Origin of the sequence: Citreicella sp. C3M06 (assembly GCF_018860705.1) — a bacterium.
Taxonomy (GTDB): Bacteria; Pseudomonadota; Alphaproteobacteria; order Rhodobacterales; family Rhodobacteraceae; genus Salipiger.
This window is the reverse complement of the sequence record NZ_JAHKQA010000041.1, coordinates 21,882-44,325: the sequence shown is the minus strand read 5'-3', so window position 1 is coordinate 44,325 and position 22,444 is coordinate 21,882. Positions and strand designations below refer to the sequence as shown.

The window sequence follows — 22,444 nt, the reverse complement described above, 5'->3', positions numbered from 1 at the left end:
ATGAAGCAGCATCTTACCGTCGTCGATCACCCGCTGGTGCAGCACAAGCTGACCCTGATGCGGGAGAAGGAGACGTCGACCGCCTCGTTCCGGCAGCTCTTGCGGGAAATCTCGCTGCTGCTGGCCTATGAGGTGACGCATGCGTTGCCGGTCACCACCAAGCGCATCGAAACGCCGCTATGCGAGATGGATGCCCCGGTGATCGAGGGCAAGAAGCTGGTGCTGGTGTCGATCCTGCGCGCCGGCAACGGCCTGCTTGACGGCATTCTGGAACTGGTGCCGGCGGCGCGGGTCGGGTTTGTCGGGTTGTACCGCGACGAGGAAACGCTGCAGCCGGTGCAATATTACTTCAAGGTGCCCAAGTCGCTCGAGGATCGCTGCGTGATCCTTGTCGATCCGATGCTGGCGACGGGCAACAGCTCGGTCGCGGCGGTCGACCTGATGAAGCAGGCCGGGGCCAAGGATATCCGTTTCCTCTGCCTGCTCGCCTCTCCGGAAGGCGTGGCCCGGATGCAGGAGGCGCATCCCGACGTGCCCATCGTGACGGCGGCGCTTGATGAGCGTCTGGATGATAAAGGATACATCGTTCCGGGGCTGGGGGATGCGGGGGATCGCATGTTCGGGACCAAGTAGGCGGGCGTTAAGCTTTACTCAGGCGGAATCATGTATCATGATTCCGATGACTTTCTTGGGGGCGGGCATGCATTTGAAACGACTGGTGATCATCGCGTTTGCCGCAGCCGGGTTGGCTGCGGGGGCAATGCCCGGCCTTGCGCAGGGGATCGCCGTGATCGACCGCCCGTCCGAACTGCCGCCCGCCAGTTTCACCGGACGCCAGTTCGTCGACAGCCGGGGCTGCGTATTCGTGCGCGCCGGGTTCGACGGCGCGGTGATCTGGGTGCCACGGGTGACCCGCGACCGCGAGCAGATCTGCGGCTATGCGCCGACCTTTGGCGGCACCCGCGCCGCGGCAGAGCCAGTGCCAGAGCCGACGCGCCCGGCGGCCAAGCCCAAGCCCATTCCCAAGGCCGAGCGCCCGCTTGAAACCGTGGCATCGCGCCCCGCGTCGGTGGTGAAGGCCCCGGCGTCAAAGCCGCCCTCGGCCCCGCCGCCCTCGACCGTTGTGCGACAGGTGCCGGTCGCGCCCTCGGCCTCGGCTGGCGTCTGCCCGCCGGGCTACAGCGGCAACGTCGAGCGTAACGGCATGGCGGTGCGCTGCGGCCCGCAGGCCGAACCCTACGTGACCGAGGTCGAGCGCACCCGCACTCCGGCGCGCGGCAGCTGGGATGACAGCCGCCTCTATGCCGACGAGCCGGTGGCCGAGGTCTCGCGCTCGGATATCCCGCTGGTCGGGGTCAGCGCGCAGACGCGTATCATTCCCGATCAGGTCTATCGTGGCCGCTCTTATGTCGCGCCGATCGTGCCGCCGGGCTATCGCCCGGCGTGGCAAGACGATCGCCTGAACCCGTATCGCGCCTGGCAGACCGTTGGCGGCTATTACCAGACGCAGCGGCACTGGACCAACACCGTTCCGCGGCAGAATCCGTCGCCATCCAGTTCGAAATTCGTGCGGGCCAAAGATCCGGTTCTGCTGTCCCCGTCTCAGGTCGACCGCGAGCCGCCGGGTTCGTCGCAGGGCTCGGCGCCGGTGCTCTCGACCCGCTCGGCCTCGAAGACATTCGATGCGCCGCGCTATGTTCAGATCGGCGTGTTCGCCTCTGCCGAAAGGGCGCAGCAGGCCGTGTCGCGGCTGGGGGCGTCTGGGCTGCCGGTGGCCTATACCGATCTGCCGGGCGGAGCGCGGCGCATCGTCGTTGGACCGTTTCGAGATCAGGCCGCGCTTCAGGCCGGATTGCGCGGCGCGCAGGCGGCGGGCTACGTACAGGCATCCCTGCGCTGACACGCTGATATCCCGCGGTCAGCCGCTGCAGACGCCCTGAAGCCGGACCCAGTCCGCATCGGGCAGCACAAGGCGGGTGTTCGCTGCTGTCGCGGCGTCACCATTGGCAAGCACGGCCGTACGCTCGGCCCCCGGGTCGAGCGCCGTGGCATAGGGCGCGCTGCGCAGTTGCGCCCTGTCGAACGCATCGCGCAGGACCTCTGTCGGAAGCGTTTCGGGCGGGCGGGACAGCAGCGTTTCGGCATAACGGTCCAGCGCCGAGTCGGGCAGCTTTCCGGTGGTCAGCAGTTGAAGCGCCGCCCAGAGCCCGGCATGATCCAGCACATCGCCCAGCGGATCGGTGCGCGCGGCGCGCAGCGATTCTGTCAGAATGTAGCCCGCGACGATATCGGGATCTTCGTAATTTTCCAGCACATCGCGGCTGACGAGGATCAGCCCGCCCGGCAGGTGCGCCGTGGTTCGCAGCCCGTCGGGCAGGATGAAAAGATCGTCCTGCCGGGATTCGCCAAGAATGCGCAGGGCCATGTGGCGCAGTGGCAGGCGGGCTTCCTCGGTCACGCAGGGCTGGCCCGCGATCCGGGTGATGCGCGACAGCAGGGCGGCGCCGATCTCGTCGCGCTTGACCATCGGAACGACCTTTTCGGTGTGGCGCACCAGCGCCCCGGGCAGCCAGAACACCGCCGCCGCCAGCACCACCGTCGCAACCCCCGACAGCAGCACCAGCCGCAACTTGCCAGGCTTGGGGCGGCGCTTGTCGATGGTGCGCATCAGGCGTTCGATCGCGTCGATCATGTCTTCGGCATCTTCGCGGAATTCGAGCGTTTCGCCCGGATCGCCGTCGGGATGATAAATGGCCGGGCGCTGCCCCTTGTTGGCGCGCCGCACGGCGGGCAGGGACCAATGCGCCAGCGCCCGTCCCGAAAATTCCGCGATGGTCAATGACGCATCGCCCAGCGACACGATCACCTCGCGACGCTGTGCGCCCGGTTCGGCGCGCCAGAGGGCGGACGCCTCCAGTCGGACATACTCCTTGAGTGCGGTCATGTATGGGCTGCTCTGCCTCGTTGCGCGCCGATCCTAGCACGGGCCGCGCGGCAGGAGCAATGCGGCGACACCGCTGCGGTGCGTGGCGCTGCGTCAGCTTGGCAAGGTTAACAGATTGTTAATGGATTCGCGGGACAACACCCCAGCTGTGTTGCCTCGGTGGTCGGATGGGTGCGTACGAACAGAAAAGGTTTCGGGGCCTGCGGCTGATCGCGCTGACGCTTGTCATGTTCGTCTGCGTCGGGCTTGCCGAAAACCTGCTTGCGCCGCGAGGTGGCCCCGAGGTGCGCCTCGCTGTTCCGGCGGCGATTGTCTTCACGATCTTTGCGGCGCAGCTTGCCGCCATCCGGTCGCGGGCATGGGTGCGTTGGCTCGCCTCTGCGATCACGCTGTGCTGCGGGGCGATCTCGGTGCTCGGGCTCGTGCAGGCGCCGCTTGCACCGCGGCTTGACGGGATCGAGCGGATGCTGGACGCGGTCGCCCTGAACGAGCGTGGCTTCAGCGGCCATATGTCGCTGAGCCTGCTGCTGTTCGGCGCTTTCGGAGCGTTTGCCTTGCTGGCGTGGCGGCAGGCACCGATGCTCGCGGTGATTGCGACGCTTGGTCTGATGCTGCGCACCAAGATTGCGGTGCTCGAACTGGTGCTGAACGGAATGATGCTGGAGCCCGACCTGTCGGTCTGGTCGGTTCTGTGCGCCTGCAGCCTCGAGCTCGGGTTGATCCTTTTGCTGCGGCGCGAGACGCTGTTCGCCTGCCTGTTCATGCGGGGGCGGCCGGGCAACATCATGCGCGCCATGGCCTTGGCGACGGTGGTTGTTCCGATGTTCTCGGGCGCGGTGTTCTTGCGCTTTACCGGCGGAGAGGCCGATAGCCAGCGCGAAATCGGCGTGCTCTGCGGGCTTCTGGGCTGGGGCATGATGCTGCTCACGCTGGCCTTCGGGTATTATCTGAAGTCGGTCATCGAGCAGCTCGAGGAGAACGGGCGGCGCGATCCGCTGACCCGGCTGCTCAACCGGCACGGCCTGTACGAGGCATTGCGCCGCGCGCGCGGGGCGTATCGGGGGGTCATCCTGTGCGATCTGGACCGGTTCAAGTCGATCAATGATCGGTTCGGCCATGAACAGGGCGATCGGGTGCTGCGCGGTGTCGCGGATGCGCTGACCACGGTGCTGGCGAAGGAACAGGCGCTGGTGGCGCGTTGGGGCGGCGAGGAATTTCTCATCCTGCTGGACGAAGACTCCAGCGTCGCTCTGCGCGAGGTGGCCGAGCGCTGCCGCAACGCGGTCGCGACGATGCCGGACAGCGTCTGGCTGGGCAGGGCGGGGCATGGCGCGTCGGCCTCGTTCGGTTGTGCGCTGGCCCTGCCGGGCGAGCGCGCGCTGGAAGGCGCGATCCAGTCGGCCGACCTGTCGCTTTACGCGGCCAAGGTGTCGGGCCGCAACCGCGTCGTGGTGTCGCCCCCGCGCGAGGCCATGGTGGACCTGCTCTGAGCCAGCTCAGATCTCGCGCGCGCGGGCTCTGAGCTGGAATTTCTGGATCTTTCCGGTCGAGGTCTTGGGCAGCTCTTCGAACACTACCATCTTGGGGGTCTTGAACCCGGCCAGCCGGGCGCGGGCAAAGGCGATCAGCTCGGCCTCGGTCGCTGTGTGCTTTGGCTTCAGCTCGACAAAGGCGCAGGGCACCTCACCCCAAGTGTCGTCGGGCCGCGCCACCACGGCGCAGAGCAGCACCGCCTCATGCGCCATCAGCGTGTTCTCCACCTCGACAGAGCTGATGTTCTCGCCGCCCGAGATGATGATGTCCTTGGCGCGGTCGGCGATCTGCACATAGCCGTCGGGATGGCGCACGGCGATGTCGCCGGAATGGAAATAGCCGCCTTCAAAGGCTTCGCGGGTTGCCTTGGGCGCCTTGAAGTAGCCTTTCATCACGCCGTTGCCGCGATGCATGATCTCGCCCTTGGTCTCGCCGTCGGCGGGCACCACCTGCATCTGTTCGTCCATAACGGTGACATGCTCCATGAAGGGCATCGCAACGCCCTGCCGGGACTTGCGCGCGGCGCGCGCGTCGCCCTCGAGATGATCCCAGCCCGATTGCCAGGCGCATTCGACGTCAGGCCCGTAGGTTTCGGTCAGCCCGTAAACCTGGGTGACGTTGAAGCCCAGGGTCTCGATCCGGGCCAATGTGGCGGGGGCGGGCGGCGCGCCGGCGGTAAACACCTCGACCAGCTGGTCGAACGGGCGCCGGTCGTCGTCTTTGGCGTTGACCAGCATGTTCAGAACGATGGGCGCGCCGCCGAAATGGCTCACACCTTCAAAGGCGATGGCGTCATAGATGGCGGCGGCGCTGATGTCGCGGCAGCACACCACGGTGCCGCCCACGGCGGGCATCATCCACGTGTGGCACCAGCCGTTGCAGTGGAACAGCGGGACGATGGTCAGATAGACCGGATGCAGCACCATACGCCAGCTGAGCACCTGCCCCATGGCATTCAGATAGGCCCCTCGGTGATGATAGACCACGCCCTTGGGGCGCCCGGTGGTGCCGGAGGTATAGTTGAGCGCAAGGCTCTCCCATTCGTCCTCGGGCATGATCCAGGCGAACTCGGGATCGCCGGTTTCCAAAAACTCCTCGTATTCGGGATATTCGCCAAGATGGGGCACGCCGCCATGCGGGTCGGCGACCTCGATCACCGTGGGGGGCTCGTTTTCCATCAGTTCGATGGCTTCGGCGAGATGGGGAATGAACTGCGGATCGCACAGCACCACCCTAGCCTCGCCGTGATCGAGGATATAGGCGATCGTGTCGACATCCAACCGGGTGTTGATGGTGTTGAGTACAGCCCCGCAGGCGGGAACGCCGAAATGCGCTTCGGCCTGTGCGGGGATGTTGGGCAGGATCGTCGCCACCACGTCGCCGGGCACGATACCGATCTTCGTTAGCGCCGAGGCAAGACGGCTGACGCGGGCGTGGTATTCGGCATAGGTCTTGCGATGCGCGCCATAGACGACGGCCAGATGATCCGGCCAGATCTGCACGGCGCGTTTCAGAAAGGACAGCGGCGTCAGCGGCACGTGGTTCGCAGCGCATTTCCCAAGTCCGGATTCGTTGGCAAGCCAGCCCATGATGTTTCCTCCCGCATCTGGTCCGCCCAATGACTATGCGTCGAAGCCGCCGGGCGGGGAAGGCCCGAAAATCGCGATGACGTTGCAGATCGGTATCGTTAATGTGCCGCCATGATCATCTCTCGCGGCCGCCGATATATCTTTGTGCATATTCCGAAAACCGGCGGCACCTCGATGGCGGCGGCGCTCGAGGCGCGGGCGATGCACGATGACATCCTGATCGGAGACACACCAAAGGCGCGGCGGCGGCGCCATCGTCTGACGAGGTTGAACGCGCGCGGGCGGCTGTGGAAACATGCAACTCTGGCAGATATCGACGGGGTTCTGTCGCCAGCCGAGATCGCTGCGATGTTTACCTTCACGCTGGTGCGCAACCCGTGGGACAGGGTGGTGAGCTATTACCACTGGCTGCGGATGCAGAATTTTTCACACCCGGCGGTGACGCGCGCAAAGGCGTTCGAGTTCAAGGCGTTCGTGCTTCAGCCCGAGACAACGTCAAGCCTCGCGGCGCACCCCTCCAGCCACTACATGCGCGCCGCCGATGGGGTCGAACGCGCGTCGCTTTACCTGCGGCTCGAGCGGTTCGAAGAGGACATCGCGCCGTTGGTCGCGCATCTGGGCTTTGTCCCGGCGATGGGCTTTGAAAACCCATCGCCCCGTGGGCAGGATTGGCGAGCGTATTACGACAACGCAACCGCAACGGCGGTTGCGCGGGCCTGCGCCGAAGACATCGAGCGCCACGGCTACAGCTTCGGCTGAACAGCGCGGGTCGATAGGGTCGGCCTGCCTCCGGCGGGGATATTTGGGGCCAGAAGAAACGGGGAGCTTGCACCTCAAAGCCCGCCCTTTTTCGAGGGCGGGCCGAAGCGTGAAGCTTCTCCTGGCGCGGTCATCGGCGCGGCGCGGTGGCTCAGCGAACTGGATCAAGCAGCGCATTTCCAAGGCTGCAATCGCGCACCACGTCCTGACCGCAAGGCACGGGATCAAGCGTTTTGGACAGGCACAGGCGCGCTTCGTCGATGCGCCTGTTCTCGCAGGTGATGGTGATCATGTCCGCCGACCAGCCGGCGTTGGCCTTCAGGAACGCCTGTTCGACCAGTTCGGCGGGCAGGGTCACCGGATCGGTGAGGCGGCGCAGCGCCTCGGGGCGGTTGACCCGATTGAAGGCGTCGCGCGACAGGGCAAAATAATCTTCGGCGGACAGACCCGAGCAGGTGCCGTGCTTGTTCCACTCATGCCATGCCAGCCCGGAGCTGCCCATGATATCGGCCATTGCCTCGGTCATGGCGCGGCTGGGCGGACGGTGCTTGGTGGGGCAGTTCGCCGGGTAGCCGCGATGGTATTGCGGCCATAGCCCGTGCAGCACCCAGCCCAGGGGCCGCTCGCATTGCGCCGCGCCCCGCGCCTCGCCCTGTAATGCGCACCAGGTCGGAGACCAGCTGAGCGAGAGCACGTAATAATCGAAGGTTCCGGATGGTTCTCCGTCGGCGCGGGCGAGGCCCGCAACAAGCATCAGCGGCAGCAGCCAGCGCATTTTCTCTTCCCTCTTTGGCCTCGTTTCACTATATAGCCGCCAAGTTCCCCGACAACGGTAACCGTCCCGGACCACCCTCCAGGACATCCCGGCCAGAAATGGCCCGGGGCAGGGGAAGAAGTTTTGCAAGGAGACGAGAACGATGGCCAAACTGCTCCATACCAAGGCGACCGCCGTCTGGCTGGTCGACAACACCACGCTGACCTTCAAGCAGATCGCCGATTTCACCGGGATGCACGAGCTCGAGGTGCAGGGCATTGCGGACGGTGACGTTGCTGTCGGCGTCAAAGGCTTCGATCCGGTGGGCAACAACCAGATCGAGCAGTCCGAGATCGACAAGGCCGAGAAAGACCCGCTGCGCAAGCTAAAGGTCAAGTACAACGCCGCCGCCGTCGACGAGGACAAGCGCCGTGGCCCGCGCTACACGCCGCTGTCCAAGCGTCAGGACCGCCCGAACGCGATCCTGTGGCTGGTGAAATTCCACCCCGAGCTCAGCGATGGCCAGATCAGCAAGCTGGTGGGCACCACCAAGCCGACCATCCAGTCGATCCGCGAGCGCACCCACTGGAATATCCAGAACATGCAGCCGATCGATCCGGTCGCGCTGGGCCTGTGCCGTCAGTCCGAACTCGATGGCGCGATTGCCAAGGCCGCCAAGGGCCGCGAATCCGTCATGACCGATGACGAGCGCCGCAAGCTGGTGTCGACCGAGCAGAGCCTTGGCATGGACACCGAACCGCGCCTGCCAACCGCCATCGAGGGGCTTGAGACCTTTTCGCTTTCGGACCCGCGCGGCGAGGACGACGACGAGGACAAGCGCAGCCCGAGCGACTATTCCGACGCCGAGAGCTTTTTCAACCTGCCTGCGGGCGGCGATGACGAAGACGAGGATGACAGCGACGATCCGCGCCGCTGAGATGAAGAAAGCCCGCGCCAGTTGCGCGGGCTTTTTTATTGCCGAAACGGCCTTTGCGAAACGGCACCGGCGGTCGTGCGGCACCAGCGCCCTTTCATCATCGCGCGATACGATCCGCGCGGATCACAAGGCCCTCAGGTCAGGCGGTTTCGGCTTGTGCGCGACAGGCTGAGAAACGACAGCAGCCTTTACCAGAACTGATGCACCGGACAATGCTGCGCTGCTGGTCGGCGAGCCTTTGCGGCACCTTGGCTTAACGATACAGCTTGTCGGCGCGGTCAAAGGCGCCCAGCCTGAAATTTTCGCGCAAGAGGGTGTGATCATGCTATGGTCGGTCGGCGGCCTCTTCGGCAAAGCGGCAGATGTCTGCGATGAACAGCTTGCGTTGCAGGGCGGGCTCGATGATCGATGGCGCGACGTCATCGTCGATCTGGCCAGGATCATCTGACAGCGCGTGGCTTTGCGCCAGTGCCGCGCCGCAGATTTCAGCATCGTTCTTCCACGTCTAGTCGCTGAGATCGCCAAGGTCGATATCGTTCGCGGAACGAGGGCGCGCTCGCGGCTCATGAAGCTTTCGCCGTCGATCTGGGCCGCCCCGTAGAAAAATTCGCCAAGCGCCAGTTGTACGCGCGGCCCTGTCTTTGCCGTGGTCATTGCGCTGTCTCTTCCATTGCCCACGAAGCGCAAAGCAAAGCGGCGGCGGCCATTCCGGATGCGCCGGTGTGCCGGTGTGCCGGTGTGCCGGTTTAGCCTTGCATCCGTGAATTCCGCAAGTCCATGATTTCGAGGTACTTTTTTCAACTGAGATACTTCAATGACTTTTCAATCACTCAAATGGCTTGTCAGTTCTGTCTTTCGCTTTGCCAAGGGCATCTGGCGCGTGCTCGCGGTGTTGCTTCTGGCGCTATCGCTCGCAGTGAATGTGCTGCTGTTCGGCGGGTATACGCTGGGCGGCCTTTTGGATCTGCCCGGCGGCCAGCTCAACGCAAGGAACGCGGTGCTGTCACGGGACAATGCGCAGCTTCGCCAGCAGCTTGATGCCGTCGATGCGGATCATATCGCCGACCGGCGGGTGAACAGTGAGCTGCGCGCGAAACTGGCCGAGCAGGGCGAGGCGCTGTCGCTCAGCCGGGCTTCGGAACGCAAGTTGAGAACGCAGATGGCGGAACACACTGCGGAGCTGATGGCGGCGCGGGCAGGCTTCAAGCTTGCGCGTCAGCAATCGGAAGATATCGCGAAACGGGTCGCTTCGAGAACCGCCAAGGCGGCGGCGCGCGACACTGCCTCGATGGCCGGCGAAGCCATTCCCTTCTGGGGCATTGCGGTCATCGCCGCCGCGACGAGTCTGGAGATCTACGACATGTGCCAGACCATAATCGACATGCGCGATCTTCAGAAGGTCTTTGACCCCGATCAGGGGCAGATCGAGGAAGAGCTGACGGTCTGCAACATGAGCGTGCCAAAGCCTGCCGAAATCTGGGACAGCGTCAGTCAGGCACCGGGCAAGGCATGGGAGACGGCGTCGGGCGCGATACCCACGGTGGAGGAGTTGTCCGATTTCGACCCGGACTGGAGCGGCATCCTGTCGACCATGTTCGAGACGGTCAGCGCCTTTGGCGATGACGCCGCGCAATCGGCCGCTGACAAGCTGGCACAGGTCTTGAAGTGGTTGAACGATTGACGCCTAGACCTTCCGCCGCGCGTTCAGCGCGGCGGTGATGGTGCCGTCGTCAAGGTAATCGAGCTCGCCGCCGATCGGCACGCCCTGCGCCAGAGAGGTCAGCTCGACGCGGGTTTCCAGCTGGTCGGCGATGTAATGCGCCGTGGTCTGGCCATCGACCGTGGCATTCAGTGCAAGGATGATCTCGGACACCGCCTCGTCTTCGATGCGGTGCACCAGTTGCGGGATGCGCAGCTCGTTCGGGCCGATGGCGTCAAGCGCCGACAGCGTGCCGCCGAGCACGTGATAGCGGCCCTTGAACACCTTGCTGCGTTCCATCGCCCACAGATCGGCGACGTCTTCGACCACGCAGATCTGGCCATTGGCGCGCTGCGGATCGGCGCAGATCGGGCACAGGTCCGATGTGCCGACATTGCCGCAGTTGATGCATTCGCGGGCGCTGACGGCAACGCGCCCAATGGCATCGGCCAGCGGTGTCAGCAGCAACGCCCGCTTGCGCACGAGGTGCAGCACCGCGCGCCGTGCAGAGCGCGGCCCGAGCCCCGGCAGTTTTGCCATCAGCTCGATCAGAACGTCGATCTCGGTACGGTCGGCCAAGCGGGCACCTTTGTTTCCATGCCGGGCGGACCCGGCAGGCGCGTCAGAACGGCAGCTTCATGTCGGCGGGCAAGCCCATTTCCGAGGTCAGCTTCTGCATTTCTTCCTGCGCGCGCTCTTGCGCCTTGGTCTGCGCTTCCTTGATGGCGGCAAGGATCAGGTCTTCGACCACTTCCTTGTCGTCGCCGTTGAAGATCGACGGGTCGATATCCAGCGCCTTCAGCTCGCCCTTGGCGGTGGCGGTCGCCTTGACAAGACCCGCGCCGGATTGGCCGACCACGGTGATGGTCTTCAGATCCTCTTGCAGCTGGGCCATCTTGCCCTGCATGTCCTGTGCGGTCTTCATCATCTTGGCCATGTCGCCAAGCCCGCCCAAACCTTTCAGCATATCGTTTACTCCAGATTGTCGTGGCCGCGAGGGGCCGGAACCGTTGACTGACTATATCGCAGTGCGGGCGGCCCGGAACAAGGGGCCTAGCGGCGCCAAAGCCCGGCGCGGCTGGCCAGCAGGCCCTGAAGCTTTGAAAGCGTGCGATTGCCGGGGCTGCTGCGCAGGGGTCCGGCGGCGAGCCGGTCTGCGACCACCTCGACCGGGCAGGGCAGGCCGGTGAGCGGATCGCGATAGCGCGGATAGGCGATCAGCGTGGCATGGACCAGCCCGGCCAGTGACGGGCGCGGGCCGTGCAGGCGGCGCGCCGGAACCGGGCCAAGATCGCGCGTCAGCCCCCAGCCGGCGTAAAACGGCGCGCCCAGCGTGGTGACCGCTGCGCCGCGCAGCAGCGCCTCGAACCCGGTGAGCGAGGTCATGGTCCAGACTTCGTGCACCTGCCCGAGCAGTGCGGCCATGTCGCCGTTGACGGTCAGGTCGGCCCATTGACCGGGATGTTCGACCGCGCCGGGGCGCAGCCCTGCGAGCACGTCGGGATGCGGTTTCCACAGGATCACCGCGCCGGGGTTTTCGGCGCGAACCCGCTGCAGCAGCGCCGCGTTCGAGGTCATCTGCGGGCTGCCCAGCCGGATCGAGGCGTCGTCCTCGACCTGTCCGGGCACAAGGATGCGATGGCCGTCGGGCAGCGGCGGCAGCGCGCCTGCAAGGTTGTATTTCGTCAGCCCGTCGGCCACCAGCCGCGCCGCCAACCGTTCGGCGCGCAGCAAGGCATCCGGGCGCAGCAGCGGCGAATCCGCGATCAGCCGTTCCAGCGTCGAGGCGCGGGTGGGGTCGTAATAGATGCCCATCGGATCGCAGACCAGTGACAGCGGCGGCGTCAGCTCGGCCCCCAGCCCGCGAGAGCGCAGAAATCCGTCTTCGACGCGCACCGCTTGTGCATCCTCGGCGGTGGTGGCCCATGCCATAAGGCGGGGCGGGGTCTTGCCGCTGGCGGGATCGACATCGGCCATGGCCCGCGCTTCGGGGGCGTTGCGGGCGAACCGCACCGGCTGCACACCGCCAAAGAACCGTTGAAGGTGCTTGCGCTTCCATAGCCGCATTCCGGTCGCGACCCAGCCGTGGCGATCTTCGCGCCACGCACGGGTCTGCGCTTCCAGCTGCGCCAGCACGTCCTCGAGCGGGCAAAGCCGGTCGCGGCAGGGATCATACCATGTCGGGTAGAGGATCATCGCGGCGGCAAACAGCTGGGTGCGCGTCAGCCGGCGCTGGCGGCGGGTGATGGGGGCCTCGTCATCGCTCAGGCCCCAGCCCGCGTAGAAAGGCGTGCCAAAGACGCGGGGGCGGTGGCCGGCAAGGATTGCCTCGAACCCCATCTGCGAGCTGACTGTATAGACCGCCACCGCCCCCTCCAGCAAAGCCCAGGGCGAAACCGGATCGCTATGCATCGACACCGGGCCGCCGCAATCGCCCTTGCGGAAATGCCCCTTGCGATGGCCTGCCTGCGTTTCGGGATGGCAGCGCAGCAGGATGCGCTTGCCGGGGTGTTCCTCGCGCGCCCAGTAAAGCATCTCGCGAAAGCGGTTGCGATCGGCGCCAGAGGCGATCACCGAGGCATCGCCCGCGGTCTGATCGATCACCAGCACATAGCCCGGCTCGGGCGCGGGCAGCGTAGGATCGACGGCGGCGTATTTGGTCAGATGGCCTTGGCGCATCCGGGCAATGGCACCGCGCGCGCGTTCGAGCAGGGCGTGATCGTCCAGCGGATGGGTCAGCAGCAGCGTTTCCAGATCGCTCGGCACGCGCGCATCGAAATGCACGCCTGCGCGGTCGAGCAACAGGCCGATGGGCGGCTCGCCGTCGCGTCCGGGGTGAAGCGAGCGCAGAAAGCCATCCTCGACGCGCAGCAGCGGCGCGCCGCATCGTGCGGCAACCGCCTCGCCGCGTTTCGCATAAGGGGATTGCCCCCAGACCCCGACATGGTCGTCGCCGCGCGGCAGGCCAAGCGAGACGCGCCAGCCCGCCAGTTTCAGAATCCGGCGCAGGCGCTGCTGGCGCAGGAAACCGCCATTGTAGACGCAAAGACGCCGGAGGGTTTCCCCCCCGGCGTGCGGCATGTCGTTCTCCGACAGGATCAGCTTCCGTTGATGACGGCGGCGGTGCTGGCCACGGTGCTGACAGCGCCAAGCGGGCTGGTCAGGGCGGAAATCACCTTGGCCCACTGGGCATAGGGCGCTTCGGTCACGTAAAGCGTGTCCTGATCGCGCACCACGAAATCACGGGCCATGAACATGCCGTTGGGCTTGGTCAGGTCAAGCACATAGACCATGCGCTGCGCACCGATCAGATCGGACCGGCCCAGCACTTGGTTGGCGATCTCGGCAGGCTCGTTGCGCAGTACGAAGACGCCGGTCGGGTCCGCCGAGGCAGGCAGCAGACCGCCCACGGTGGCGATGGCCTCGACCGCCGACAGGGTCTGGGTTTCGAAGGGCACGCGGGCCTGCGTGCCAGTGGCCCCCAGCGCGGTAAAGGCGCGGGTGTCTTGTTCGACAAGGATCTTGTCGCCGCCGCGCAGGGCGATGTCATTGCCGGGCTGCTTGTGCAGATCCTGAAACCAGATCTTTTCGGTCTGGTTGCCACGGGTGACCGATACCTGCGCCACTTCGGGGGTGATGGTGATGCCGCCGGCGCGGGCCAGCATCGAGGCCAGCGTACGGGTCGGGCGCTCGATCGCATAGATGCCCTGTCCGCCGACCGCGCCCAGCAGGCTGACGGTCGAGCCGTCCCCGGCAAGGCGGCGCACCTCGACCTGCGGGTCGGGGGTCTGGTCGGAGAGGCTCGTCGTGATCACGCGGCGGATGGCATCGGGGGTGTTGCCCGCCGCCTTGATGCGCCCCGCATAGGGCACAAAAATGAAACCGGAGCCGTCGACCTGTACTTCTTCAAGCACCGTGGCATTGGCCGCTTCCGCCGCCAGCAGCCCGTCGTCGACGTTTTCCCAGACCGTCAAGCCAAGGGTATCGCCAGCCCGGATCGTGTCCGAGCCGAGCATGGAGGCATTGCGGAAGCCTTCGGAAAAGCCAAGCGCGGGAACAAGGGCGGTGGCGCGGGTCACCCGGTCGTTGACGGAGACGACAAAGGAATCGCCCTCACGCTGGACGGAGCCGGCAAAGATCTCGCGCTTGTTGGGGCCAGACCGCGGCAGGGCGCAAGCCGCAAGAAGCGACACGGCGGCCAGCAACGCGACGGTCTTCACCCATCGTTTGGTGGATGGTTTCACTGCTCGGTCTCCTCGACCCGTTAATTCTTATGCCTCGAATTTTTGAGTTAACGTATCGAAAATACTGTTCCAAATCCAGCACGAGGGGGGAGGAGGGTCAGTGCACGACGCGCAACTGTTGCCGAGGGGCCGCGGTTCCCCGGGTCAGTGCATCGTAGGGATCGTCGGGGCCAAGCATCATGTCGACCACCAGCCGCAGCAGCTGTCGCCGCCCGCGCGAGGAATAGAACCCGCCCGGAACCTGACTGGTTTCCAGCAGATATCGGCGGAAATCGCGGTAGGCGCGGTTGTCGGGCTGGGTCGGCCTTGCAAAGAACTCGGGCAGAGGCTGGGCCGAGACGAAATCCGGTTTGGCATAAACCGCATCGCCAAAGACCCGCAGCGGGATGCCGCGCCACAGCACCTGCTGCCCGGCGGTGGAATTCACCGTCACCGCGCTGCGGGCATCGTCCAGCAACCGCGCCAGCTTGCCGCCGCGCACGAAATGCACCCGGTGGGCGATGCCAGCGCGGCTGGCGGCGTCGCGGATGGCGCGCAGCACCGGGGCGCGGCCATCTTCCAGCGGGTGGGCCTTGAAGACAAGGTGATGGTGGCCGGGCGCGCCCTTGGCGAAACCGTCGATCACCAGCTCGACAAACTCGGTCATCGAGCCAAAGGGCGAATGGTCGCGAAAGCTGGCATCATGCTCAAGCTGCATCAGCACGAGGTGATAGGGGAAGCCGCCGCGCCGGATGCGCATGGTTTCCAGCAGCCGCTCGGCCCGGTGCAGCGGCATCATCAGCAGGCGCTTGACGTGCAGCTGGAATTCCTGACCGACCGACAAGGTGCGATGCGGGCGAAAGGCACGATAGGCGCCGTTCCGGAACATCACGAACCAGTGGTAGAGCGCGCCGTAGAACACATGCTGGCGCATGTCGCCCCAATGGCCGGGGGGCAGCGGCGCCTCCATGTCGGATTTCGCCAAAGCGCAGCGCATGTCGGCGACGCTCATCCGCATCAGCCGCGAATGCCCGTTGGCGCCGCCGCGCTCATATGTCACCCAATAGGGCCGCATATAGCCTTCTTCGAAAACATGCACCGTTAGCCCGCGCGCCTTGGCAGCCCGCACCGCCTCGGCATGGATCGGGCGGGTGTCGCCATAGATTACAAGGTCCGTGACACGCTTTTCCTCGAGCAGCCGTGCGAAGGCGTCCGGCCACTCCGCTTGCGGGGCGTCGAAGGCGATGTAGCTGCCCGGATGAAACCAGAACGCCCGGTCGCCGGCGTTGAACCCAACCCGCCAAACCTCGGCCCCGGCTTGCCGCAGCATTCCGGCGAGGCGATGAAAGAACGGCCCGTGCGGCCCTTGCAGGCACAGAAAGACGCGGCCTGCGGGCGTGGCATCTGGCATGGTTGCCATGGTCAGGGTGCCCCGGTAATGGATAAAAGGACTGCCGAAGCCTAGCGCGGCTTTCCGGCGAAATTAAGACCCGCGCCGCGGGATGGAGGCAAGTGATGTTCACCGGCATCGTAACGGATATGGGCGAGATCCGCGCCCTCGAGAAAGCGGGTGATCTGACCGCCCGTATCGGCACCAGCTACGACACGGGCAGCATCGACATCGGTGCGTCCATCGCCTGCGATGGCGTCTGCCTGACGGTGGTCACGCTCGGGGATGACTGGTTCGACATGCAGATCTCGGCAGAGACACTGTCGAAGACCAACCTTGGCACTTGGGAACCGGGCCGCCGCGTCAACCTCGAACGCGCGCTGAAGGTCGGCGACGAATTGGGCGGGCACATCGTTTCTGGCCATGTCGACGGCCTGGCCGAGGTGGTTTCGCTCACCGATGAAGGCGACAGCACGCGGGTGCAGCTGCGCGCGCCCGACGATCTGGCGCGGTTCATCGCCCCAAAGGGCTCGGTGGCACTGAACGGCACCTCGTTGACGGTGAACGAAGTGCAAGGATCGGTCTTTGGCATCAACTTCATCCCCCACACCAAGGACGTCACCACATGGGGCAGCGTGGCAGTGGGCGACAAGGTCAACCTCGAGATCGACACCATGGCGCGCTACGTGGCTCGCCTTGCCGAGTATTCCTGACCGCCGCGCGAGGCCGCTATCTCCGGCCGGCCTCCGGCGGGAGTTTTTCTGGCAAGATGAAGGGGCTGGCGCCGCGCCCCATCTTCATCTTGCCAAGTAAACTCCGGGGGGAGCCGCAGGCGGGGGGCTGGCCCCCCTCAGGCGGTTGATATCTGCGCAAGGCCGGAAATCTCGAGCAGCGCCGTCACCTCTTCTTCAAGCAGCCGCTCTTCGGCCAAGCCTCGGACCGGCACGCGGCCCGGCTCCAGAAGCAGGGGTGCGGACAGCGGCGATACCCGCGACAGGCGGCGCAGGTCGATACGCCCCTCCACCTGTGCGCACATCTCGCGAATGCGCGCGAAATCGACCAGCCCGCGCATTGCCTCTTCGCGGGTGATCTGCAGCAGCAGGTGGTCGGGGTCGTATTTCACCAACGTGTCATACAGGATATCCGACGACATGGTTGCCTGACGGCCGCTCTTGCGGGCCCCTGCGGTGTTGCGCTCGATCAGTCCGGCGATGGTTGCCGAGGCGCGGAAGGTCCGTTTCATCACCGCGTTGCCTTGTAGCCAGCCTTCCAGCCCGGCCTCGAGCCGTTCCAGATCGAACAGCGGAGCAGGGTCGATCACCGCGTCCAGCCCCCAGATCAGTACTGCGTAATCCGACGCGACAAAGCCCATGGGGGCCAGCCCTTCCTCCTCCATCCGCTTGGTCAGCAGCAGCCCCAGTGTCTGCATGGCGTTGCGCCCGGCAAAGCCGTAGGCGACGAGCTGTTCGCGCCCGTCATGGGGGAAGCTCTCGATCAGCAGGCGGCCTTCGGTCGGCAGTTGGGATACCTCGCGCTGCAGCGCCAGCCATTGTGCGGTATGAGCCGGAAGTTCGGGCCAATGCCCCTGTTCGAACATGCGCAGGATGCGGTGCGATAGCTGCGTTGAGGTGGCGAATTTGGTGCCCATGAAGGTGGCGATCTTGGGTTTCTTCGCCGCGTCACGGGTGACCTCCACGGTCATCTCGCGCAGCCCTTCGTAGCGCACGATCTGGCCGCCGATCAGGAAGGTATCGCCCTTGGTCAGCGAGGCGGCAAAGCTTTCCTCGATCTCGCCCAGCGGCGCGCCGCGCCCGCGCCAGCGGACCTTGAGCGTGTCGGTATCCTGAATCGTGCCGATGTTCATACGGATACGCGCCGCTGCACGCGGGTCGCGCAGTTGCCAGAGCCCGTCCGGGCGCAGCAGGATGCGCTGCCAGCGGTCATAGGCGCGCAGCGCATAGCCGCCCGTAGCGCAGAAATCGAGGCAGGCGTCGAATTCGGCGCGTGTCAGGTCCGCATAGGCCCCGGCCGAGGACATCTCGGCATAAAGCGCCCCGGCGTCGAACGGGCCGGCGCAGGCGGCGATCAGGATGTGCTGGCACAGCACATCACGTGGCCCACGCCCGCGCCATTCCCCGTCGAGATCATGCGCGCGCACCGCTTCGAGCGCGGCAACGCATTCCACCACCTCGAACCGATTGGCGGGCACCAGCAGCGCCTTGGACGGCGCGTTGTAGCGGTGGTTGGCGCGCCCGATGCGCTGCACCAGCCGCTTGACGTTCTTGGGGGCGCCAATCTGGATCACCAGATCCACATCGCCCCAGTCAATGCCCAGATCCAGCGAGCCAGTGCAGACGATGGCGCGCAGATCGCCGTTCACCATCGCCGCCTCGACCTTTTCGCGCTGGGCACGGTCGAGGCTGCCGTGGTGGATGCCGATGGGCAGCGCGTCTTCATTGGCAAGCCAGAGCTTGTGAAAGAATATCTCGGCCTGTGCCCGCGTATTGTGAAAAATCAACGTGGTGTTGTGGCGCTTCACCTCGTCCAGCACCGCCGGGATGGCATAGGCCGCGCCGCCCCCCGACCATGGCGGTGGCGCATCGGTGGTCAGCATCTGTATGTCGGGCTCGGGGCCGGGATCGGCCAGCAGGATCTCGCAGGGGTCGGGGGCACGGGCGAGCAGGCGGGCGATGGCTTGCGGGTCTTCGACCGTGGCGGACAGGCCGACGCGGAGCAGATCAGGGCATAGGGTCTGAAGCCTCGCCAGTGACAGCATCAGCTGATCGCCCCGCTTGCTTTCGGCCAGCGCATGGATCTCGTCGATGACCACCCGTTGCAGGCCGGCGAACATGCGCGGCGCGTCCTCGTAGCTGGTCAGCAGCGCCAGCGATTCCGGCGTGGTGAGCAGAATCTGCGGCGGGTCAACGCGCTGGCGGCGCTTGCGGCTGGACGGGGTGTCGCCGGTGCGGTCCTCGACCCGGATCGGCAGGTTCGCTTCTTCGATAGGGATCAGCAGGTTGCGGCGAATGTCGCTGGCCAGCGCCTTGAGCGGCGAGACATAAAGCGTGTGCAGCCCGCCGCGCGGCTGCGCGGTCAGCTCGGCCAGCGTCGGCAGGAAACCCGCGAGCGTCTTGCCGCCCCCGGTCGGCGCGATCAGCAGCAGGCAGGGCGCATCGGCCCGCGCCAGCATGTCGCGCTGATGCGGGTGCATCTGCCAGCCGCGCGCCGCGAACCAGTTCTCAAGGGCAAGGGGAAGCGTATCCATGCGACCACAGATAGCGCATGCGCGGCGAAAGCGAAGCGACCTGTGCGTCAGCGAACAGCGCTGGGTCTGGCATTCCTGGTCACGCAGGCTAGGGTTCTGCAAAACAACATACAGGAGCTCGGGATGACCGAAGAATACACACCGCCGAAGGTCTGGACATGGGATGCCGAGAACGGGGGCCAGTGGGCCTCGCTCAACCGGCCTGTCTCGGGGGCGACGCATGACAAGGCGCTGCCGGTCGGAGAGCATCCGTTTCAGCTTTACAGCCTTGCCACGCCGAACGGGCAAAAGGTGACGATCCTGTTCGAAGAGTTGCTTGAGGCCGGGTTCGCGGCGGAATATGACGCCTGGCTGATCAAGATCGCGGATGGCGACCAGTTCGGATCCGGCTTTGTCGAGGTGAACCCCAATTCCAAAATTCCCGCGCTGATCGATCGGAGCGGCGCGGCGCCGGTGCGAGTCTTTGAATCCGGGGCGATCCTGTTGCATCTGGCCGAGAAATTCGAAGCCTTCCTTGCGACCGGCGACAAGCGCGCAGAGATGCTGTCCTGGCTGATGTGGCAGATGGGGTCGGCCCCTTACCTTGGTGGCGGCTTCGGGCATTTTTACGCCTATGCGCCCTATCCGATGGAATATCCGATCAACCGTTTTGCAATGGAGGTGAAGCGCCAGCTGGATGTGCTCGACAAGCATCTGGCACAGAATCGCTTCATGGTGGGCGATGACTACACCATCGCCGATATCGCCATCTGGCCGTGGTACGGGCGGACGGTGCACGGCAAATCCTACAATGCCGGCGAGTTTCTCGACGTCGGGATCTACAAGAACGTCATCCGCTGGGCCGACGAAATCGGCGAGCGCCCCGCCGTGCAACGCGGCCGCATGGTCAATGCCATGAATGGCGAGCCGTCGGAACAACTGCGCGAGCGTCATTCCGCGGAGGATTTCGCGACAAGAACGCAGGACAAGATCGGCTGACGACAAACCGACCCTGCGCTGCGCCTGGCGATAGGTCGGATGCCTCCGGCGGGGATATTTGAAGCCAGAAGAAGGCCCGGCACTGCATGCCCCGTGCTTCTTCTGGCCAAAAATATCCCGGGGGGAGCGCATCGCGCGGGGGGCAGCGCCCCCTCTGCCGACGACGCTGGCGCGATGCAAGGAGCAGGCGGCACCGTGCATGGACAAGCTTGCGCGGCCAGCTATGATACGGGTCTCTTTCGCGATAAGGACACGGGATGTCGGAACAACAGGTCAAGGTCGGGATCATCATGGGCAGCCAGTCGGACTGGCCCACGATGGAGGAAGCGGCGCGCATTCTCGACGAGCTGGGCGTGGCCTACGAGACGCGGATTGTCAGCGCGCATCGCACGCCGGACCGGCTTTGGTCTTATGGCAAGGAGGCCGCCGGGCGCGGGCTTCAGGCAATCATTGCCGGCGCCGGGGGGGCGGCGCATCTGCCGGGCATGATGGCATCCAAGACCCGTGTGCCGGTGATCGGCGTGCCGGTGCAGACGCGGGCCTTGTCCGGGGTCGACAGCCTGTATTCCATCGTGCAGATGCCGCGCGGCTTTCCGGTCGCGACCATGGCGATCGGCGGGGCCGGGGCGGCCAATGCGGGGCTGATGGCGGCGGGCATTCTGGCGCTGAACGATCCGGCGCTGGCCGAACGGCTCGATGCGTGGCGCGAGGCGCTGTCGGCATCGATCCCCGATGAGCCGGTCCGCGACTGACCGGCTTGCGGCGGCGCCCGTTTCGCGGGACAACGCCGCAACGGCAGCACGGAGGCTTTCATGACCAATCCCCTTCCTCAAGGCGCGACCATCGGCATTCTCGGCGGCGGCCAGCTTGGCCGGATGCTGTCGGTTGCGGCCAGTCGGCTTGGCTTTCGCAGCCATATTTTCGAGCCGTCGGAAAACCCGCCAGCCGCGCAGGTGGCCGATGCGGTGACCACCGCCGGGTATGACGACGTGGCGGCGCTCAGCGCCTTTGCCGAGTCGGTCGACGTCATCACCTACGAGTTCGAGAACATTCCCACCGAGGCGCTTGACCTGCTTCAGGAGCTGCGCCCGATCCGTCCGGGGCGCGAAGCGCTGCGGGTCAGTCAGGACCGGCTGGTGGAAAAGACCTTCCTCACCGATCTGGGCCTGACCACCGCGCCCTTTGCTGACATCACCTGTCTTGCGGACCTTCAGGCGGCGCTTGGGGCGATCGGCTGCCCGGCGATCCTCAAGACCCGGCGGCTGGGATATGACGGCAAGGGGCAGGTGCGCATCGACTCCCCCGATCAGGCCGAAGCGGCGTTGGCCGAGATGAAGGGGGCGCCCGCGATCCTCGAAGGGTTCGTGGAATTCGACTACGAGGTGTCGGTGATTGCCGCACGCAGCGCCGAGGGGTCTGTCGCCTGTTTCGATCCCGGCGAGAACATCCATAGCATGGGCATCCTGCGCACCACCACGGTTCCCGCGCGCCTGTCGGGGCGGCAAAGCACCGATGCGGTGTTGCTGGCGGCGCGGATCCTCAATGCGCTCAATTACGTCGGTGTCATGGGGGTCGAGCTGTTCGTGACCTCGCGAGGCATGCTGGTGAACGAGATCGCGCCGCGGGTGCACAATTCCGGGCACTGGACCCAGAATGGCTGCGTGATCGACCAGTTCGAACAGCATATCCGCGCTGTGGCCGACTGGCCTTTGGGCGATGGCAGCCGCTATGCGGACGTGCAGATGGAGAACCTGATCGGCGACGACATGGACAAGCTGCCAGAGCTGGCGCAAGAGACCGAAACGGCCATTCATCTGTACGGCAAGGCTGTTGTGAAGCCGGGGCGCAAGATGGGTCATGTCAACCGGATCGTCCGGGGCTAAGGCCGTTTGCCTGCAAATGGATTGCCGCGAAAATTGCGCGTCCCTCTACCATAGGTTGCGAATGGGCGCGCAACTCTGTTGCACCGAATCAGGCTTCATGAGATAATATGAGGGCTTACGTTCTTCTACTTCGACGACCCAACCATACGGCCTGTGTCTCTCGAACATGACGACAAGGCCAGGCTGCCGCAGTCTCGCGGGCAGCATCTACAAGGAAGGGTCCAGGACCATGGCAACCGGCACCGTCAAGTGGTTCAACACCACCAAGGGCTACGGCTTCATCGCTCCCGATGGGGGCAGCAAGGACGTGTTCGTCCATATTTCGGCAGTTGAACGTTCGGGTCTGACTGGCCTGCAGGACAACCAGAAGGTGTCGTTCGAGCTTCAGTCCGGCCGCGACGGTCGCGACAGCGCGATCAACCTCGAACTGCTCTGAATTTCTGCCAAGCGGAAGCATGAGGCGCGCCCCTGCCGGGGGCGCGCCTATTGC

22 protein-coding genes are annotated in these 22,444 nt (G+C 65.3%); 13 read left to right on the top strand and 9 right to left on the bottom strand.

What is annotated here, in order from left to right; genetic code table 11:
• A complete protein-coding gene (upp, locus tag KO516_RS08490) occupies positions 1-633 on the top strand; it encodes a uracil phosphoribosyltransferase (RefSeq protein WP_216003358.1) in 633 nt (210 codons plus the stop codon).
• 67 nt (positions 634-700) lie between these two features.
• Positions 701-1,900 carry an SPOR domain-containing protein gene (locus KO516_RS08485; RefSeq protein ID WP_216003357.1) on the top strand — a complete coding sequence of 400 codons (1,200 nt, stop codon included), beginning with the start codon at positions 701-703 and terminating at the stop codon, positions 1,898-1,900.
• A gap of 18 nt (positions 1,901-1,918) precedes the next feature.
• On the opposite strand, the gene KO516_RS08480 is transcribed toward KO516_RS08485, so the two are convergent.
• Positions 1,919-2,944 carry a hypothetical protein gene (locus tag KO516_RS08480; protein WP_216003356.1) on the bottom strand — a complete coding sequence of 342 codons (1,026 nt, stop codon included), beginning with the start codon at positions 2,942-2,944 and terminating at the stop codon, positions 1,919-1,921.
• A gap of 167 nt (positions 2,945-3,111) precedes the next feature.
• On the opposite strand from KO516_RS08480, the gene KO516_RS08475 reads away from it, so the two are divergent.
• Positions 3,112-4,434, top strand: coding sequence for a diguanylate cyclase (locus KO516_RS08475; protein WP_216003355.1), 1,323 nt, complete (start codon positions 3,112-3,114; stop codon positions 4,432-4,434).
• Between the two features lie 6 nt (positions 4,435-4,440).
• Here KO516_RS08475 and KO516_RS08470 read toward each other — a convergent pair whose 3' ends face one another.
• Complete coding sequence (locus KO516_RS08470; protein WP_216003354.1) at positions 4,441-6,066, bottom strand: AMP-binding protein; 1,626 nt, start codon at positions 6,064-6,066, stop codon at positions 4,441-4,443.
• 111 nt (positions 6,067-6,177) lie between these two features.
• On the opposite strand from KO516_RS08470, the gene KO516_RS08465 reads away from it, so the two are divergent.
• Entirely contained in the window at positions 6,178-6,825 is a 648-nt protein-coding gene (locus tag KO516_RS08465; RefSeq protein WP_216003353.1) for a sulfotransferase family 2 domain-containing protein, read from the top strand.
• Positions 6,826-6,976: 151 nt separating this feature from the next.
• Here the strand turns inward: KO516_RS08465 and KO516_RS08460 are convergent, their stop codons facing one another.
• Positions 6,977-7,600, bottom strand: coding sequence for a ribonuclease T2 (locus tag KO516_RS08460; RefSeq protein WP_216003352.1), 624 nt, complete (start codon positions 7,598-7,600; stop codon positions 6,977-6,979).
• A 142-nt stretch (positions 7,601-7,742) separates the two neighbouring features.
• Here KO516_RS08460 and KO516_RS08455 point away from each other — a divergent pair, with 142 nt between their 5' ends.
• From KO516_RS08455 to KO516_RS08440, 4 genes are all read left to right on the top strand, one after another.
• Positions 7,743-8,516: a DUF1013 domain-containing protein gene (locus tag KO516_RS08455; protein WP_216003351.1), complete on the top strand. Its 774-nt coding sequence runs from the start codon at positions 7,743-7,745 to the stop codon at positions 8,514-8,516.
• Complete coding sequence (locus KO516_RS08450; protein WP_216003350.1) at positions 8,491-8,688, top strand: hypothetical protein; 198 nt, start codon at positions 8,491-8,493, stop codon at positions 8,686-8,688. Before KO516_RS08455 ends, KO516_RS08450 begins: the two co-directional genes overlap by 26 nt.
• Positions 8,689-8,754: 66 nt before the next feature.
• A complete protein-coding gene (locus KO516_RS08445) occupies positions 8,755-8,964 on the top strand; it encodes a hypothetical protein (RefSeq protein ID WP_216003349.1) in 210 nt (69 codons plus the stop codon).
• 366 nt (positions 8,965-9,330) lie between these two features.
• Positions 9,331-10,197: a hypothetical protein gene (locus KO516_RS08440; protein ID WP_216003348.1), complete on the top strand. Its 867-nt coding sequence runs from the start codon at positions 9,331-9,333 to the stop codon at positions 10,195-10,197.
• Positions 10,198-10,200: 3 nt separating this feature from the next.
• Here KO516_RS08440 and recR read toward each other — a convergent pair whose 3' ends face one another.
• The 5 genes from recR to KO516_RS08415 form a co-directional block, all read right to left on the bottom strand.
• Positions 10,201-10,794, bottom strand: a complete 594-nt coding sequence (recR, locus tag KO516_RS08435) for a recombination mediator RecR (protein WP_216003347.1) — start codon at positions 10,792-10,794, stop codon at positions 10,201-10,203.
• A 43-nt stretch (positions 10,795-10,837) separates the two neighbouring features.
• Positions 10,838-11,182: a YbaB/EbfC family nucleoid-associated protein gene (locus tag KO516_RS08430; RefSeq protein WP_216003346.1), complete on the bottom strand. Its 345-nt coding sequence runs from the start codon at positions 11,180-11,182 to the stop codon at positions 10,838-10,840.
• 86 nt (positions 11,183-11,268) lie between these two features.
• Positions 11,269-13,296: a capsular polysaccharide biosynthesis protein gene (locus KO516_RS08425; protein WP_216003345.1), complete on the bottom strand. Its 2,028-nt coding sequence runs from the start codon at positions 13,294-13,296 to the stop codon at positions 11,269-11,271.
• Between the two features lie 17 nt (positions 13,297-13,313).
• Positions 13,314-14,459, bottom strand: coding sequence for a polysaccharide biosynthesis/export family protein (locus KO516_RS08420; protein ID WP_216003344.1), 1,146 nt, complete (start codon positions 14,457-14,459; stop codon positions 13,314-13,316).
• Between the two features lie 97 nt (positions 14,460-14,556).
• Positions 14,557-15,849 carry a capsule biosynthesis protein gene (locus KO516_RS08415; RefSeq protein ID WP_216003512.1) on the bottom strand — a complete coding sequence of 431 codons (1,293 nt, stop codon included), beginning with the start codon at positions 15,847-15,849 and terminating at the stop codon, positions 14,557-14,559.
• A gap of 104 nt (positions 15,850-15,953) precedes the next feature.
• Here KO516_RS08415 and KO516_RS08410 point away from each other — a divergent pair, with 104 nt between their 5' ends.
• The gene (locus tag KO516_RS08410; protein ID WP_216003343.1) at positions 15,954-16,541 is read left to right on the top strand and encodes a riboflavin synthase; all 588 of its coding nucleotides are present in this window, start codon (positions 15,954-15,956) and stop codon (positions 16,539-16,541) included.
• Positions 16,542-16,678: 137 nt separating this feature from the next.
• Here the strand turns inward: KO516_RS08410 and KO516_RS08405 are convergent, their stop codons facing one another.
• The gene (locus KO516_RS08405; RefSeq protein WP_216003342.1) at positions 16,679-19,093 is read right to left on the bottom strand and encodes a ligase-associated DNA damage response DEXH box helicase; all 2,415 of its coding nucleotides are present in this window, start codon (positions 19,091-19,093) and stop codon (positions 16,679-16,681) included.
• 123 nt (positions 19,094-19,216) lie between these two features.
• On the opposite strand from KO516_RS08405, the gene yghU reads away from it, so the two are divergent.
• The 4 genes from yghU to KO516_RS08385 all read left to right on the top strand — a co-directional run bounded on the left by yghU (position 19,217) and on the right by KO516_RS08385 (position 22,390).
• Positions 19,217-20,071 carry a glutathione-dependent disulfide-bond oxidoreductase gene (gene yghU, locus KO516_RS08400; protein ID WP_216003341.1) on the top strand — a complete coding sequence of 285 codons (855 nt, stop codon included), beginning with the start codon at positions 19,217-19,219 and terminating at the stop codon, positions 20,069-20,071.
• 257 nt (positions 20,072-20,328) lie between these two features.
• Positions 20,329-20,823: a 5-(carboxyamino)imidazole ribonucleotide mutase gene (gene purE, locus KO516_RS08395; RefSeq protein WP_216003340.1), complete on the top strand. Its 495-nt coding sequence runs from the start codon at positions 20,329-20,331 to the stop codon at positions 20,821-20,823.
• Between the two features lie 60 nt (positions 20,824-20,883).
• Complete coding sequence (locus tag KO516_RS08390) at positions 20,884-21,954, top strand: 5-(carboxyamino)imidazole ribonucleotide synthase (protein ID WP_216003339.1); 1,071 nt, start codon at positions 20,884-20,886, stop codon at positions 21,952-21,954.
• 229 nt (positions 21,955-22,183) lie between these two features.
• Positions 22,184-22,390 carry a cold-shock protein gene (locus KO516_RS08385; RefSeq protein WP_216003338.1) on the top strand — a complete coding sequence of 69 codons (207 nt, stop codon included), beginning with the start codon at positions 22,184-22,186 and terminating at the stop codon, positions 22,388-22,390.
• Positions 22,391-22,444 lie beyond the last annotated feature (54 nt).